16 protein-coding genes and 1 pseudogene are annotated in these 16374 nt (G+C 31.2%); 14 read left to right on the top strand and 3 right to left on the bottom strand.

All coding sequences use genetic code 11. The features are described 5' to 3' along the window. The first annotated feature begins 123 nt into the window (after positions 1 to 123). The 7 genes from LQ668_RS09290 to LQ668_RS09260 all read left to right on the top strand — a co-directional run bounded on the left by LQ668_RS09290 (position 124) and on the right by LQ668_RS09260 (position 6197). Positions 124 to 756 (top strand): redox-sensing transcriptional repressor Rex, encoded by a 633-nt coding sequence (locus LQ668_RS09290; protein ID WP_078358294.1) that lies wholly within the window; start codon positions 124 to 126, stop codon positions 754 to 756. A gap of 11 nt (positions 757 to 767) precedes the next feature. Next, a complete protein-coding gene (locus LQ668_RS09285; protein WP_078358293.1) occupies positions 768 to 992 on the top strand; it encodes a twin-arginine translocase TatA/TatE family subunit in 225 nt (74 codons plus the stop codon). Between the two features lie 72 nt (positions 993 to 1064). Further along, entirely contained in the window at positions 1065 to 1847 is a 783-nt protein-coding gene (gene tatC / locus LQ668_RS09280) for a twin-arginine translocase subunit TatC (protein WP_078358291.1), read from the top strand. A 125-nt stretch (positions 1848 to 1972) separates the two neighbouring features. Then, entirely contained in the window at positions 1973 to 3040 is a 1068-nt protein-coding gene (locus tag LQ668_RS09275) for a YeeE/YedE family protein (RefSeq protein WP_078358290.1), read from the top strand. 18 nt (positions 3041 to 3058) lie between these two features. Beyond that, positions 3059 to 3283, top strand: coding sequence for a sulfurtransferase TusA family protein (locus LQ668_RS09270; RefSeq protein WP_078358287.1), 225 nt, complete (start codon positions 3059 to 3061; stop codon positions 3281 to 3283). A gap of 170 nt (positions 3284 to 3453) precedes the next feature. Next, the gene (locus LQ668_RS09265) at positions 3454 to 4935 is read left to right on the top strand and encodes a sucrose-6-phosphate hydrolase (RefSeq protein ID WP_078358285.1); all 1482 of its coding nucleotides are present in this window, start codon (positions 3454 to 3456) and stop codon (positions 4933 to 4935) included. Positions 4936 to 5144: 209 nt separating this feature from the next. Then, complete coding sequence (locus LQ668_RS09260; protein WP_218585265.1) at positions 5145 to 6197, top strand: SdrH family protein; 1053 nt, start codon at positions 5145 to 5147, stop codon at positions 6195 to 6197. Positions 6198 to 6400: 203 nt separating this feature from the next. Here the strand turns inward: LQ668_RS09260 and LQ668_RS09255 are convergent, their stop codons facing one another. Continuing rightward, positions 6401 to 8101, bottom strand: coding sequence for a M3 family oligoendopeptidase (locus tag LQ668_RS09255; protein ID WP_107509496.1), 1701 nt, complete (start codon positions 8099 to 8101; stop codon positions 6401 to 6403). Between the two features lie 112 nt (positions 8102 to 8213). Between LQ668_RS09255 and LQ668_RS09250 the strand changes: the two genes are divergently transcribed. Further along, on the top strand, positions 8214 to 9644 hold the full coding sequence (locus LQ668_RS09250; protein WP_107509497.1) for a phosphate--AMP phosphotransferase: 1431 nt from the start codon (positions 8214 to 8216) through the stop codon (positions 9642 to 9644). Between the two features lie 42 nt (positions 9645 to 9686). Here the strand turns inward: LQ668_RS09250 and mroQ are convergent, their stop codons facing one another. After that, entirely contained in the window at positions 9687 to 10457 is a 771-nt protein-coding gene (gene mroQ / locus LQ668_RS09245; protein ID WP_078358277.1) for an intramembrane glutamic endopeptidase MroQ, read from the bottom strand. Positions 10458 to 10631: 174 nt separating this feature from the next. Here mroQ and groES point away from each other — a divergent pair, with 174 nt between their 5' ends. The 6 genes and pseudogenes from groES to LQ668_RS09215 all read left to right on the top strand — a co-directional run bounded on the left by groES (position 10632) and on the right by LQ668_RS09215 (position 15812). Next, a complete protein-coding gene (groES, locus tag LQ668_RS09240; RefSeq protein ID WP_078358274.1) occupies positions 10632 to 10916 on the top strand; it encodes a co-chaperone GroES in 285 nt (94 codons plus the stop codon). A 42-nt stretch (positions 10917 to 10958) separates the two neighbouring features. Next, on the top strand, positions 10959 to 12584 hold the full coding sequence (groL, locus tag LQ668_RS09235) for a chaperonin GroEL (RefSeq protein ID WP_078358271.1): 1626 nt from the start codon (positions 10959 to 10961) through the stop codon (positions 12582 to 12584). Positions 12585 to 12798: 214 nt separating this feature from the next. Beyond that, positions 12799 to 12978, top strand: a pseudogene (locus LQ668_RS09230) (Abi family protein); the annotation flags it as partial. A 101-nt stretch (positions 12979 to 13079) separates the two neighbouring features. After that, positions 13080 to 13814 (top strand): ABC transporter ATP-binding protein, encoded by a 735-nt coding sequence (locus LQ668_RS09225; RefSeq protein ID WP_078358270.1) that lies wholly within the window; start codon positions 13080 to 13082, stop codon positions 13812 to 13814. Continuing rightward, positions 13804 to 14898 carry an ABC transporter permease gene (locus LQ668_RS09220; RefSeq protein ID WP_078358269.1) on the top strand — a complete coding sequence of 365 codons (1095 nt, stop codon included), beginning with the start codon at positions 13804 to 13806 and terminating at the stop codon, positions 14896 to 14898. The genes LQ668_RS09225 and LQ668_RS09220 overlap by 11 nt, the downstream gene beginning before the upstream one ends. 350 nt (positions 14899 to 15248) lie before the next feature. Beyond that, positions 15249 to 15812: a GNAT family N-acetyltransferase gene (locus LQ668_RS09215; protein WP_107509514.1), complete on the top strand. Its 564-nt coding sequence runs from the start codon at positions 15249 to 15251 to the stop codon at positions 15810 to 15812. Positions 15813 to 15850: 38 nt separating this feature from the next. Here LQ668_RS09215 and LQ668_RS09210 read toward each other — a convergent pair whose 3' ends face one another. Further along, entirely contained in the window at positions 15851 to 16357 is a 507-nt protein-coding gene (locus LQ668_RS09210) for a methylated-DNA--[protein]-cysteine S-methyltransferase (RefSeq protein ID WP_107509515.1), read from the bottom strand. Between the last annotated feature and the right edge of the window lie 17 nt (positions 16358 to 16374).

The following is a 16374-nucleotide window of genomic DNA, read 5'->3' as shown; positions in this document are numbered from 1 at the left end:
GAACGATAATTGTATGTAAATGACATACAATATTTATATAGTTATTTTATGTGAAGTTTGTTATAATAAACCCATTAGATGTGAACGCAATCACATTATTTTATAGTGGAAAAGGTGAGGATTTTGGCAAAGAATGATGTGAAGATCCCTAAAGCAACTTTGAAACGTTTGCCTCTTTATTATAGATTTGTTAGTACACTTCATAATTCAGGCGTAGATCGTGTATCTTCAAAAGAATTAAGTGAAGGTCTTAAAATTGATTCAGCTACAATTCGCCGAGATTTTTCATATTTTGGTGAATTAGGAAAAAAGGGTTACGGATACAATATTAGTTATTTATTAAAATTTTTTAGAACAACCCTTGAACAAGATGATATGACTAAAGTCGCAATCGTTGGTGTTGGTAATTTAGGTACTGCACTTGTGAATTATAATTTTACTGTTAATGATAGAATGCAAATTGTCGCAGCTTTCGATCAATCTGAAAGTATATCTGGAAGTATGGTAGGTAAATTGACAGTTGATAGTATGGATGATTTTGAAAAAGTAGTTGAAGAAGTAGGTATACAAGTTGTAATATTGACAGTACCACAACAAGCAGCACAAAGAGTTGCTGATCGTATAACATCTGCTGGAATTACTGGTATTTTGAATTTTACACCTCAAAGAATAAATGTACCTGAGAAAGTGCAGGTTCATCATATAGATTTAGGAATTGAATTGCAATCTTTAATCTTCTTTATGAAGAATCAATAGGAGGGTATCAAATGGAAGCTTTAACGTTTATTAATACAGTCGGTATTTCAGGACCAGTTAGTTTATTATTTATAGGGGTAGTAGCATTAATTATATTTGGGCCAAAGAAATTACCACAGTTTGGTAGAGCGATGGGATCAACTTTGAAAGAATTTAAAGATGCTACAGATGGCATGACAAACTTTGATGAAAAGAAAAGTAATCCTGAAGATAGCAAAGATAAAGAAGTTAAATAGAATTTTATTTAACAGATGTTCCCTTGAATGTGGCGGGTTTCCTGCCACATCTTTTTTTAGATTGGAGGTAAGATGGTGGATAAAGACAATTTAACTTTTGTCGAACACTTAGAAGAATTACGTGGTCGTATTATGATTATTGCATATTTTCTAATAGGTGGGCTCATTATTGGATTTTTCATTGCTAAACCAGTGATTTACTATATTACGAATGATGATTTTACCCAAACATTAGAATTGAATGCGTTTAGGATAACAGATCCACTCACAATATACATAGCAATGATTATCATTATTGCATTTATTATTGTATCACCAGTTATATTATATGAAATATGGGCATTTATATCTCCGGGATTACATCCAAAAGAACAAAAAGTTACACTAAGTTATATTCCATTTAGTTTGTTCTTGTTTGTAGGAGGTTTGTTATTTTCATACTTTATCATATTCCCATATTTAATAGCATTTACGATGGGACTAGCAGATGACATGGGTATAAAGCAGACCATTGGTATTAAAGAATATTTTAGTGAATTATTCAAATTTACGATACCTTTTGGTTTCGTATTTCAATTGCCAATTTTATTATTATTCTTAACAAGATTAGGGATTGTAACACCGATGTTCTTAAAGAAAAACAGAAAATATGCATACTTCATATTACTTGTCGTAGCAGCATTAATAGCTCCACCTGATTTTATGACACATATGTTATTTACAATTCCGATGATACTTTTATATGAGATTAGTATCATAATTTCTAAAATAGGTTATAAAAAATATTTAAAAGCAGAACAAAAGTTAATGGAAGAAGAACTAGGTATGGATGAAGATGAAACGAAACAACCGTAAAAATTACGGTTGTTTTTTCTTTTTTTGAATTATCAAACTTTTGTAATGAAATGGTAACTTGAAAAAATGTGGAATATCATATATTATTATTCCTATCAAAGTAATAAGAATAAGGAGATGTAAACGTGATTTGGATGGTTATGAGTGGACTTATCGTCGGTATATTACTCGGCTTTGTTATGCAAAGAACACGTTTTTGTTTAACAGGCGGATTTAGAGATATGTATGTACAAAAAAATAATAAAATGTTTTATGCTTTATTAATAGCTATTTCTATTCAAAGTATTGGGTTATTTACTTTAGTAGGATTAGGCGTCTTTAAAATAGAAGCGGAAACATTTCCATTAGTAGGTACGATACTTGGATCATTTGTATTTGGTATTGGTATTATACTAGCTGGTGGGTGTGCAACTGGTACATGGTACAGAGCAGGTGAAGGATTAATAGGAAGCTGGATTGCATTAGTATTGTATGGTGTGACGGCCGCAATTATGAAATCTGGTCCTTTAAATCCTTTACAAGAAAATATAAATTCATATAGTGTAATGAATTCAAATATGTCTGAAACACTTAATATACCTGTTTGGTTATTAATTATAGTGTTAGTAATGATAACAGCATATTTTGTTACAAAAACTTTGAAAAAACCAAAAGTTGCTATACCTCAATTAAAACCGAAATATACGGGAATACGTCATATGTTATTTGAAAAAAGATACCATCCTTTTGTTGCGGCAGTTGCAGTAGGAGTTATTGCTTTAATTGCTTGGCCAATGAGCGCTTCAACTGGTAGAGTTGGAGGACTTGGTATTACAACTCCTTCAGCCAATATCGTTCAGTATTTAGTGACTGGAGATGTTTCATTAATAAACTGGGGTGTATTTTTAGTATTAGGTATTTTCGTAGGTTCATATATTGCAGCTAAAGGCTCAAGAGAATTTAAATGGAGAATGCCAGATACTAAGACAATTAGAAATAGTGTGATTGGTGGTGCTTGTATGGGTGTAGGTGCATCATTAGCAGGCGGTTGTTCAATCGGTAATGGACTAGTATCTACAGCAGCTATGAGTTGGCAAGGTTGGGTTGCCTTACCTTCAATGATTTTTGGTGCTTGGTTTATGAGTTACTTCATTTTTGTTAAACCTAGAAAAGCTAGACAAGCTAAAACACAAGTGAATACACAAAGTATTTAATAAAAGGAGCGTGTAATAATGGTACATGAATTAGGTACTGTTGGAATGGTATGTCCATTTCCATTAATAGAAGCACAAAATAAAATGGATGAAATACAAGTTGGAGAGCAACTAAAAATAGATTTCGATTGTACACAAGCAACAGAAGCACTTCCAAATTGGGCAGCGGATAATGGATATCCTGTTACTAATTATGAACAATTAGGCGATGCTTCATGGACTATAACAGTCGAAAAACAATAATATAAGTATTCAAACTGTCGACAAAACTTAACTTTGTTGGCAGTTTTTTTATTTGAAAGAAATGTGGTTTGAGAACAATCATTTTGAAACGAAGGATAAATTAGCTTATAAAATATGATAAAATAAGTATATTATGCAGCCGGTTAAAATGAGAAGTAAGGAGAATGATAATGGTAAATTGGACACGTGAAGAACAATACAAAAAACTATCAGACATATCTGAAGTTGAATATAATAAACTGCTAGAACAAGTTAACCAATCAAAATGGCGTCAAATCTTTCACATACAACCAAAGTCAGGATTATTAAACGATCCTAATGGAGTTATTTATCATAATGGTACATACCATATATTTCATCAGTGGTTTCCATTAGGAGCTGTACATGGATTGAAGTATTGGTATCACTATACAAGTAAAAACTTAACGAGTTTTAAAGATGAAGGAGTTGCTTTATCACCAGATACAGAATTCGATAGTCATGGAGTTTATTCTGGAAGTGCATTTGATTACGAAGGCAAATTACATTTAATGTACACAGGTAACGTTAGAGATAATGAATGGAATAGAAAATCAACACAAATGATTGCAGTTCAACAAGAAGATGGATCATTTAAGAAATTTGATAAACCTGTGATTCATGATGTTCCAAAAGGCTATACTGAACATTTTAGAGACCCTAAAGTATGGAAAGAAAAAGATAAGTACTATGCTATTTTTGGAATACAAAGAGAAAATGAAACGGGAAGTGCAGTTATTTATGAGTCTGTTAACATTAAAGATTGGACTTTAAAGGGTGAAATACATACTAAATTACAAGATTTCGGTTATATGTGGGAATGCCCAGACTTGTTCAAGCTGGATGAGAAAGATGTATTCATCTTTTCTCCACAGGGTATTGAACCTCAAAATAATCAATTTGAAAACATATATCAATCTGGCTATCTAATTGGTGATTTTAATATCGATACTTTAGAATTTGAGCATCATCATTTTATTGAACTAGATCAAGGCTTTGATTTTTATGCACCACAAACATTTTTAGACAAAAATGGTAAAAGAATTTTAATAGGTTGGATGGGACTTCCTGAAATTGATTATGCAACTGATGAAGAAGGTTGGGCGCACTGTTTAACAATTCCAAGAGAGTTAACAATCGAAAATAATAAACTAGTTCAAAGACCGATTAAAGCTCTAGAAAAATTAAGAACGAATAAAGAAACAGCAGAAGGTTATGCAAACAAACACTCTGTGAAATTACATCCATATGAAGGTAAACAATATGAGTTGATTATAGATATTATTGAAAATGAAGCGACAGAAATATATTTTGATGTAAGAGTTTCAAAAAAATGTTCTACTCAAATAATTTATAATACAAGAACAAAGCAGCTGACATTAGACCGTTTTGAAAGTGGTGTTGTGAGTGAAGCGGTTGATAAAGCAACGCGTACAACAACTTTAAATAAGGATTTAGAACAGTTAAGAATTTATAGCGATACTTCAAGTTTAGAAATTTTCGTAAATGATGGAGAATGCGTATTTACAACTAGAATTTTTCCGGATGAAAATGCAGTAAACTTTAGAACTTCAACAGAATCAGGGCAAGTCTATTTGAAATTTACAAAATATAACTTGCAACTAAATAGTTAAAACATTAAAAGTCTCCCTATTCGAAATTCAATTTTTGGATAGGGAGTAATTATTATGTACAACTTATCTTAACCTCTAATTATTAGAAATATGAATAAGTTATTACAAAATATTAATTCTGTGTAACATATGGGGTTAAAGCATAGAAAACAAGATATTTATGATTTATACTTATAATATTGAAAACGTATAGGAGGGGGATAACATTTATGAAGGTACTTAAAAATTCAATTATATCAACTTTATTATTATCTTCGATGGTTATAGGTGTAGCACACGGGAATGATACACTCGCTATTGAACCTTCACAATCAAATGTGAAAGACACTTCTCCTAATACAGCTGAAGAACAAACTAAACAAAAAACAGAGAAGAAAAAAGATTCAAGTACAGAAGAACCGAATACAAGTGAAAAACCAAGTACAGAAGAACCAAACAAAGAACCGAATACAAGTGAAAAACCAAGTACAGAAGAACCAATCAAAGAACCGAACACAAGTGAAAAACCAAGTACAGAGGAACCGAGTACAGAAGAGCCAAATTCAGGTGAGGGAAAACCATCAACTGAAGAACCAAGCACAGAAGAACCTAATACAGGTGAAAAACCAAGTACAGAAGAACCGAGTACGGAAGAGCCAAATTCAGGTGGGGGAAAACCATCAACAGAAGAACCGAGCACAGAAGAACCTAATACAGGTGAAAAGCCAAGTACAGAGGAACCGAGTACGGAAGAACCAAATGGTGGAAATAGCAATAATCAAACACCACCGCCTAATAATTCAGGTGAAGGAAAACCATCAACTGAAGAACCAAAATCAAATGACTCAAATAATAACAACTATAATAGCCAATATATAGATCAATATATAGATCAATATACACCTACTATGCCATCTTATCCTGATAATTATGAACAACAATATTCTGAAGGAGAAGATCCAAAGTTCATTCCAGGTAACTCTGAAGAATATTATAGCAAATTGGATGAAGATGTTTTAGATTTGGTTACGAGTAAAGTAGGAAGTAGACCTGATTTAGCTCATCCTAAATTTAAAAAAACATCTAATACAACAGCAACTACATCCACAAATGAAGATAATGATACAAAAACAGAATCCACTTCAACAACTACTGAAAGTTTTGATACAGCTTCAGAAAAAAAAGATGTTTCAAAGCCACTAATTATTGGTATTTCGTTAGCGATAGTAGTAATTTTAGGATCTGTAATTGTATTCTTCTTGAGAAAAGTAACTAAATCTTAATAAATTAGATATGAAAAAATAAGGCTGAGACAAGTTAATTGTCTCAGCCTTTCATTTGGCAGAACTCTTCGATTAACGCCGGACTTAATCTACAACTTGGTCAATCTCTTCGATTAACTAGTGACTTAATCTACAACTTGGCCGAACTCTTCGATTAACTAGTGACTTAATCTACAACTTGGCAGAACTTAGTAAAGTTGTCTTTAGAATTGGGACTGATCAATATTTTGAATTGCTTTATAAATGTGTTCCACAATTGATTTTACAGTGCCTTTTTCAAATGGTGATTGTAAACCAACTGATTCAATAATATCCACAAATGATTGAGATCCGCCGATTTGACATATTTTTAAATAGTCAGCCCATGCTTGTTCTTTATCATTTTCTTGTTTGATATAAAATTGCATTGCACAAATTGTGGCTAATGTATAATCGATATAATAAAAAGGTGAAGCAAATATATGACCTTGTCTATGCCAAAAAGCGCCATCTTCTAAGTGGTGTATGCCATCATAATCTATAGTTGGTAAGTATTTCTTCTCTATGTTAGACCAAATTTTTCTTCGTTCTTCAACAGAAATACCTGGATTTTCATACACTTTATGTTGAAATTCATCTATCGCTACGCCATATGGTAAAAATTTAATATTATCTTCTAAATGTGATAACTTAAATTTTTCTGTGTCTTCTTTGAAAAATAATTTCATCCATGGATAAGTTAAATATTCCATACTCATAGAGTGTATTTCACATGCTTCAGAAGTCGGAAAGTAATATTCAGGTACAGAATATTTTAGACTTTCAAAAACTTGAAAAGCGTGACCAGCTTCATGAGTCATGACTTCGATGTCACCTTGTGTACCATTAAAGTTGGCGAAGATAAATGGTGATTTGAAATCATTAATAATAGTGCAATAACCACCACTTTCTTTTCCTTTCTTAGCTTCTAAATCAAACAATTCTTTATCTATCATAAAATCTATGAATTTTGCTGTTTCATTAGAGCGTTCATAATACATTGTTCTAGCATTTTCTACAATTTCATCTGTTGTTATTTGTGGTTTAGGTGATCCCAATTTAAACGTGAAATTTTGGTCATATACTTTTAATTGGTTAACATCTATACGTTTAGCATGTTGTGCTTTAATAGTTTCAGCTATAGGAACGATAAATTCTTTTACTTGATCTCTAAAAACTTTAACATCTTGATCACCATATCCAATCCTTTGCATGCGATCATAACCAAGTTGAACAAAATTGTCATATCCTAATTTTATAGCTATTTCATGTCTAACTTTAACAAGCTCATCATAAATTCGATCAAAATCTTCTAAATGAGCGTCGAAAAATTTTTCTTTCGTAATGTATGCATCTCTACGTATATTTCTATCTTTATTTATTAAATATTTGCTAAACTGTGATAAATTTAACTGTTCTCCTTTATATTCAATTTCTGCTGAGGCAACTAATTTATCATATTTACTTACTAACTTATTTTCTTTTACGAGTAATTCATTGATTGAAGGATGATAAGTGTATAAAGCAACTTCAGCTAAAGAAAATAATTGTTGACCAAAATGTTTAATTAGCTCGTCTTTAAATTTAGAATTAAGTAATGATTCATAAAATAGGTTATCTAAATTTTGTATTTTAGGCATATTTTCATCAAAAAAGTCTCTTTCCTTACTATAAAAATCATCGTGACTGTCGATAGATGCTCTAATGTAAGCAATGTTGAAGTATGTATCTGTATGATTTCTTATTTTGTTTATTTTATTTATAGTTTCTATAGCTTCAGCAATTGTTTCAGCGTGATCTAATATTTTTAAAAGTGATTTCGTTTTTTGTTCTTTTTCTTCAATGTTTATTTGTTCATATTGATATTCTTTAAATGTAAGTGTCATAATTTTCCCTCCATATTAAAAGTATTATACCATTATCAATATAATAATTACTTGAAAATTGCGAAAACTGTAATGTGGGCATATAATATTATTTGAAAAGAGGTGTATTGATATGACTAAAAATAATGAACAATTATCTTTAGAAGTAGCAGCTTTAACTAGGGAAACTAAAGAACTTGGAATTCCTATTATGATTGTATTTGAGGGTGTTCCAGCTTCAGGGAAGACAAGACTATCTAACGAACTTTTATTAACACTTGATGCAAAATACACGCGTTTTATACCTACAAAGTCTCCTACAGAGGATGATCTTAGGTACCAATTTTTACAGAAATATTGGAACAGTTTACCTGCTAGAGGAGATATTAACATTTATTTTAGAAGTTGGTATGCATATTTTATTGAATACCAAGAAAATAAAATCAAGAATTCCATTTATAATAAATATCATGTATTAAAAAGACAAATACAGAATTTTGAATCGATGATTAAAGATGATGGGTATGAAATAATTAAGTTTTATATTGAGATTAGTGATAAAAAAAGAAAAGCGCATTTAAAAGAAATGAAGGAAAATCCACTTACAAATTGGAAAGCACAAGAATATGAAAGTGCTATAGCTGATGATGTTTACCATAAAGAGATGCATAAAATTTTAAAAGATGCACCTAAAGATGAATGGAAAATTATTGATTATACAGAAAAAGATGAAGCTATTAAATCAATGAATCAACATATTATAACGCGTTTAAAAAGTGCCATTCAACTACATAAAGAGACTAAGAAAGTAAGTGATGGCAATTTTAGTGATAATTTTAAATCTGAATTACTTAATCAATCTATTGAAAAGATAAACAATAAAACATACAAATCATTAATAGGTGAACTACAAAGCAGGTTAAAAGAGCTGCAATTTGCTTTGTATGAAAGAAAAATACCTTTAATATTGGTGTATGAAGGAATGGATGCTGCCGGTAAAGGTGGAAATATAAAAAGAGTAAGAGAAAAATTAGACCCAACTGGTTATGAGGTCAATGCAATTAGTGCACCTACAGATGTCGAACTTACTCATCATTATTTATGGCGATTTGCAAAAGATATGCCAAGAAGTGGGCATGTTGAAATATTTGATAGAAGTTGGTATGGCAGAGTCTTAGTTGAAAGAGTCGAAGGATTTGCAACTAAAGATGAATGGTCACGTGCGTATCAAGAAATTAATCAATTTGAGAAAATGTGGACGGATGAAGGTGCAATTGTATTAAAATTCTTTTTAACTTTAGATAAAGATGAACAGCTAAAAAGATTTAAAGAAAGAGAAGAAACCCCTGAAAAACAATGGAAAATAACCGATGAAGATTGGCGTAATCGAGAGAAATGGGATTTATATATTGAAGCTAGTCACGATATGATAGAAAAAACAAATACCGATTACGCACCATGGCACATTGTACCAGCTGATAATAAAAAATCAGCAAGAATTGAAGTGTTAAAGTATATCATTAAAAAATGTGAAGAAGCTTTATGGGGCGTTAAACAATATTGAAAAATAAAAGCCAAGGATAAAAATATCCGAGGCTTTTTATTTTTATGAATACATATTAATAAATGTTTGATAAATAAGGTTAGATACTTGTGATTGTTTTTCTATTTGTTCATTAAGTTGATCTTTAAAAACAATTTGACCTAAAACTACGATACCATTCATTCCCATATGGGCAACGATTGGTACGATGATTCTTTTAGTTAAAACATATAGCCCACTAAAAACAGTTCCCATTACTACATAGATTAAAGTATGTTCGGGGTCTGAATGTGCTAGAGAAAAGACAAACGAACTGACTAATACTGCGATTATAAAACTTAACCATTTAGGTGCTTTAATCATATTATATATTTCACCAAAAATTAATTTTCGGAATATCAGTTCTTCAAGTATAGGACCAGCTAATACGATATAAATAATCAATATATGTGATTGTTGTGCAATCTTCATAAGATTTTGCGTGTTACCGCTCTCCATAGGTTGATTAAGAATATAAGTATTGATTAAAGCTGCGATTATTTGTCCGAACATTGCAAGAAATATTCCCGCTATGCACCAAAAAATAACATATACCCATGGTTCTTTTGTTTGTTTCTCAAGACGAGTTGGATTTTTAATATTTGAGTTCATAAACCATAATAGTAACACTGCAATGATAGCTGAAGCAGACATCCAAGTTAAACTAATCTCTAATCTTGTGATTTTAGATAGTCCTGAATCCGCGTATAAGCTATTTGGTATAATTGCTATCGTTTGTACAACGGCAAATAATAGTAATGTAGCAATGTTGACAGTTAGTCGATTAAATTGCATATTTCAATTCCTCCAAAAATAAACATGTACATATTGTACCTTATTTAGTACGAAAAGAGAAAAAATTAAGTTATATTGCTTGTAATTTTGACCAAATTTGATTATTATAAAAATGTAGTTAGCACTTAAGTATTAAGAGTGCTAATATTAATAGCGCCAAGGAGGATTTTATAAATGTTAAAACCATTGGGAGATAGAATTATTATCGAGAAAACAGAAACAGAACAAACTACAGCTAGCGGAATTGTATTAACAGATTCAGCTAAAGAACAGTCTAACGAAGGTAAAGTTGTAGCTGTTGGACCAGGTAAGCGTTTAGAAGATGGCACAAGACTTACTGTAGATGTTGCTGTAGGAGATCAAGTTGTTTATCAACAATATGCAGGAACAGAAGTTAAACGTGATAAAGAGACATATATTATCCTTTCAGAAGAGGATATTTTAGCAGTTATAGAATAATTAATTTAGATTTGTTGAAGATATATTATGGAGGTATTATAAATGGCTAAAGAATTAAAATTTTCAGAAGATGCACGTCGTTCAATGCTCGCTGGTGTTGATAAATTAGCTAATGCAGTTAAAGTTACATTAGGACCAAAAGGACGTAATGTCGTTTTAGATAAAAAATTCACTTCACCATTAATTACTAATGATGGTGTAACAATTGCAAAAGAAATTGAATTAGAAGATGCATACGAAAATATGGGAGCTAAGTTAGTAGCTGAAGTTGCTAACCAAACAAATGATGTTGCTGGTGACGGTACGACTACAGCGACAGTGTTAGCTCAAGCTATGATTCAAGAAGGTTTGAAAAACGTAACAAGTGGTGCTAATCCTGTTGGTATTCGTGAAGGTATCGATAAAGCTGTTAAAGTAGCATTAGAAGAATTACACAGAATTTCACAACCAGTTGAGAAGAAAGAAGAAATTGCTCAAGTTGGTTCTATCTCAGCAGCTGATGAAGAAATAGGTAAATTTATTTCAGAAGCTATGGAGAAAGTCGGTAATGACGGTGTAATTACAATTGAAGAATCAAAAGGATTCAGTACTGAATTAGAAGTCGTGGAAGGTATGCAATTTGATAGAGGATATACTTCTCCATATATGGTTACAGATTCTGATAAAATGACAGCTGAATTAGAAAATCCTTACATTTTAATTACAGATAAAAAAATCTCATCATTCCAAGATATTTTACCTATTTTAGAAAAAATATTACAAACAAACAGACCGATTTTAATCGTTGCTGATGATGTAGATGGTGACGCATTAACTAACTTAGTATTAAATAGATTACGTGGAACATTTACTGCTGTTGCTGTTAAAGCACCAGGATTTGGTGATCGTCGTAAAGCAATGTTAGATGATTTAGCTATTTTAACTGGTGGACAAGTTATTACTGATGATTTAGGTTTAGACTTAAAAGAAACATCATTAGATATGCTTGGAGAAGCAGGTAAAGTTCAAGTAACTAAAGATGATACAACAATAGTTGAAGGTCAAGGAGATTCAGTTAATATAGATGCTCGTGTTGGTCAAATTAAAGCACAAATCGAAGAAACTACTTCAGATTTCGACCGTACAAAATTACAAGAACGCTTAGCTAAATTGGCAGGCGGTGTTGCAGTTATAAAAGTAGGTGCAGCAACTGAAACTGAATTAAAAGAACGTAAATTAAGAATTGAAGATGCATTAAACTCTACACGTGCTGCAGTTGAAGAAGGTATTGTAGCAGGTGGTGGTACTGCACTTGTTTCAATATATAATAAAGTAGCAGAAGTAGATGCTAAAGGCGACGTTCAAACAGGTGTGAATATTGTATTGAAAGCTTTAGAAGCACCATTACGTCAAATAGTTGAAAATGCTGGATTAGAAGGTTCAATTATAGTTGAAAAACTTAAAAATGCAGATGAAGGTATTGGTTTCAATGCAGCAACAGACGAATGGGTAAACATGTTAGATGCAGGTATTGTGGATCCAACAAAAGTTACACGTTCAGCATTACAAAATGCAGCATCAGTAGCAGCAATGTTCTTAACTACTGAAGCGGTAGTAGCAGATATACCAGAAGACGAACCAGCTGCACCAGATATGGGCGGCATGGGCGGTATGCCAGGCATGATGTAAAATAGCCATCAAACGTTGATTTGAAGGCATTTAGCAAATATTAATGACATAATTTTTATTGACGTTTCCCATTAGGTTACTAAACCTTTGGGAAGCGTCTTTTTTGTATGATTTTGTCGTTGCTTTACTTGGAGAAATAGTGTAATATATATACAAATGATCTAGCCATAACTCTACTCGGGTTATGGCTATCTTTTTAGGAGTTATGAATTAAATGAAACCTTTTAAAACACATAATCAACAGTTGAAAATTTTACGAGATAGAGGATTAGAAGTCCCTAGCGAGAAGAAAAGGGATTTAGAAAATGAAAACTACTATAACATAATAAACGGATACAAGGACTTATTTTTATGTTTAGATAGTCAAGAAGTACCTGTAGTTCCAGAAAGATTTACTTTAACACTCACTAACTAGTGGGTGTTTTTTCTTTAAGAGCGTTATAATTGCAATAATAAATAAAATTGAAACTAGATTTTAAAAGGAGTTGTCCAATTATGACAGAGGTTGTAGCAAAATTAGAAAATGCGACTAAGTACTACGATAAAGTAGCAGTTTTAAATAATATAAATATAGAACTCAATTCTGGTACGATATTAGGATTAATTGGTCCTAGTGGATCAGGGAAAACAACTACCATTAAATGTTTGATGGGTATGGAAAGTTTAGAATCAGGTCATGCTATAGTATTTAACAAAGATATACCAAATAGAAAAGTGCTTAACCGTATAGGTTATATGGGCCAAAGTGATGCATTATATGAAAATTTATCTGCTCGAGAAAATTTAGTATTCTTTGGCAATCTAATGGGTTTAAAAGGAGAAAAATTAGAACAAGAAATGGTAACAAATATGAAGTTAGTGAACTTGGAGCAAGATATGGATAAAATTGTTTCTACTTTTTCTGGAGGTATGAAAAGAAGACTTTCTTTAGCTATTACACTCATTTCAAACCCAGACCTTATAATTTTAGATGAACCAACTGTAGGTATTGATCCTAGTTTAAGAAGGGATATTTGGAAGCAGTTGAACAGTTTAACTAATAAAGGTAAATCAGTGATTGTGACAACGCATGTTATGAGTGAAGCGGAAAGATGTGACTATATTGGTTTAATAATTGAAGGTAAACTTTTTGAAATAGGTACACCACAAGCATTGAAAGATAAATTTAATGTTAACACTATTGAAGAGGTGTTTTTACAAGCTGAAGAAGGTGATCATCATGAGGTTTAAAGCTATTTTTATAAGAGTTGTTAAAGAGCTCATTAGAGATAAAAGAACACTTGCATTAATGCTATTTGCGCCAATATTAGTATTAACACTTATGTATTTCATATTTAATACAAATTCAGAAACTAATTTAACAATAGGTATAAATGAGAATGTTCCGAGTACAATTACAAAGGAAATACCAAAAGATAAAGTAGATATTAAAAGTTATGAGAATACACATTCGATTAGAAAAACGATAGAAAAATCAGAATTAGATGCATATATAGAAAAAAGAGGTTCGGATTTGTATGTCACATATACAAATGAAGATCCAAGTAAGTCTAGTGCGACTAAGCAAATAATAAGTACCGTATTACAAAAAAATAAAATGCAAGATGTGGTTAATGTTATTGAGAAACTGCCCAATAATCTGAAACAAAGTAACTCAAAAGCTTCTGAAGAATTGAAATTAGACAATCATTATTTATATGGAGATTCAGATAGTACTTATTTTGATAAAATGTTTCCTATACTAATTGGATTCTTTGTATTCTTCTTTGTATTTTTAATATCTGGTATTGCTTTATTAAGAGAGAGAACAAATGGTACTTTAGAACGTTTGCTTGCAACATCAGTTAAAAGAAGTGAAATAGTATTTGGATACTTAGCAGGATATGGCTTATTTGCTATTTTTCAAACAATCATTATCGTTTTTTATGCAATTTACTTATTGAAAATAGATTTAGCTGGGAGTATTTGGTTGGTAATATTAATTAATATTTTAACTGCTCTTTCAGCTTTAGCAATGGGAATATTTGTTTCTACATTTGCAAATTCTGAATTCCAAATGATTCAATTTATTCCTATAGTAGTGATACCACAAGTATTCTTCTCTGGTATTATTCCGTTAGAAAATGTTGCAAGTTGGATTAGCGTAATTGGTTATTTATTCCCATTAAGATATGCCGGTGATGCTTTGACGAATATAATGATTAAAGGACAAGGATTTGAATACATTTGGTTTGATATGTGTATATTACTTGTATTTATAATAGGATTTACAATTTTGAATATAGTGGGATTGAAGAGATATAGAAAAGTATAAAAAAATGTCATATTTTTATTAGGAAAGTGAATAAAAGGCTTGAATTTATCAAGACAGGTCCAACATGATAAATAGAGTGTCTGAATTTATCAAGACAGAGCAAACATGATAAATAGAGCGTTTGAATTAATCAAGACGTGGTCAACATGATAAATAGAGCGGCTGAATATTGCAAGACGAGACAAACATGATAAATAGAGCGGCTGAATTTATCAAGACGTGGCCGACATGATAAATAGAAGAGCTGAATATTGCAAGACGTGGCCAACATGATAAATAGAGCGTTTGAATTTATCAAGACAGAGCAAACATGATAAAATAGACATAATTTGTAATAAAGGGGAATAGCTATGATTAGAGCTGCTCAGAAGAAAGATGCTAAACAGTTAAGTGAGTTAATGTATATTATATGGAATGATATGGAACTGCCTTTAGTTGTTAATAATGACAAAGATACAGTGTTGAAAGTCATTGAACAAAGTATAGTTGAAGGAAATTACAGAAATAACTATAAACATATCCATGTATTCGAAGTTGATGATGAATTAGCAGGATTTATAAATTGTTATGCTGGCGATGATGAAGCACAACTTGAAAACAATTGGTTAGAGATAGATTTTAACGAATCATTTAATTTAGAAAGTACACCTTTACCTGAACACGAAACAGACAATGGAGATTTCTATATAGAATCTGTTGCAGTATTTACGAAATATAGAGGAAAAGGGATTGCATCTAAACTAATAGAATTCACTTTTAAAAATGCTAAAAAATTAGGATTTAAACAAGTTTCATTAAATTGTGATTTTGATAATAAAGGTGCATTGAAATTGTATAATAAACTCGGCTTTGAACCTTTAACTGATAGAGTTCTAAGTGGACATGATTATAAATATATGGTGAAGAAAGTTTAATAGAAAAAAACTAACACTTGATTAGCGCTAATCAAGTGTTAGTTTTTTTTCTCTATTTCAAGTAGTAATTCCTTTCTTTCTATACCACTAGAATATCCTCCTAATGAACCATCTGCTGCGATCACTCTATGACAAGGGACTATAAGCGTAATGAAATTTTTGCCATTTGCATTTGCAACTGCACGAAAGGCAGTCGGCTTACCTATATTTTCTGCAAGTTGTTTATAAGAAATGGTTTCTCCATAAGGTATTTCACATAATGCAGTCCAAACTTTTTGTTGAAAAGGTGTGCCAAAATTAAACTTAATCGGCGTTGAAAATGAATCTAATTTACCATCGAAATAGCTATTTAATTCTTGTTCAAGATTATCTAATACTTTATTACTTTGTAAAAGTACATCAGACTTAAGTTGTTGTTTAACAATTTGTAATTCTTCTTCAAGAGAAGGCTTATTAATAAAATGCAACATTAATAAATGCGTTTCATCAGCAATTGCTAACATTTCACCGGCTTTGGTATGAATAAACTTTTGATATAAAGTCATAATTATCACTCCTATTG

Origin of the sequence: Mammaliicoccus sp. K-M42 (assembly GCF_022386375.1) — a bacterium.
Lineage (GTDB): Bacteria > Bacillota > Bacilli > Staphylococcales > Staphylococcaceae > Mammaliicoccus > Mammaliicoccus fleurettii.
Note: the sequence above shows the minus strand (reverse complement) of the source record. Positions and strands in the feature narration are given on the sequence as shown.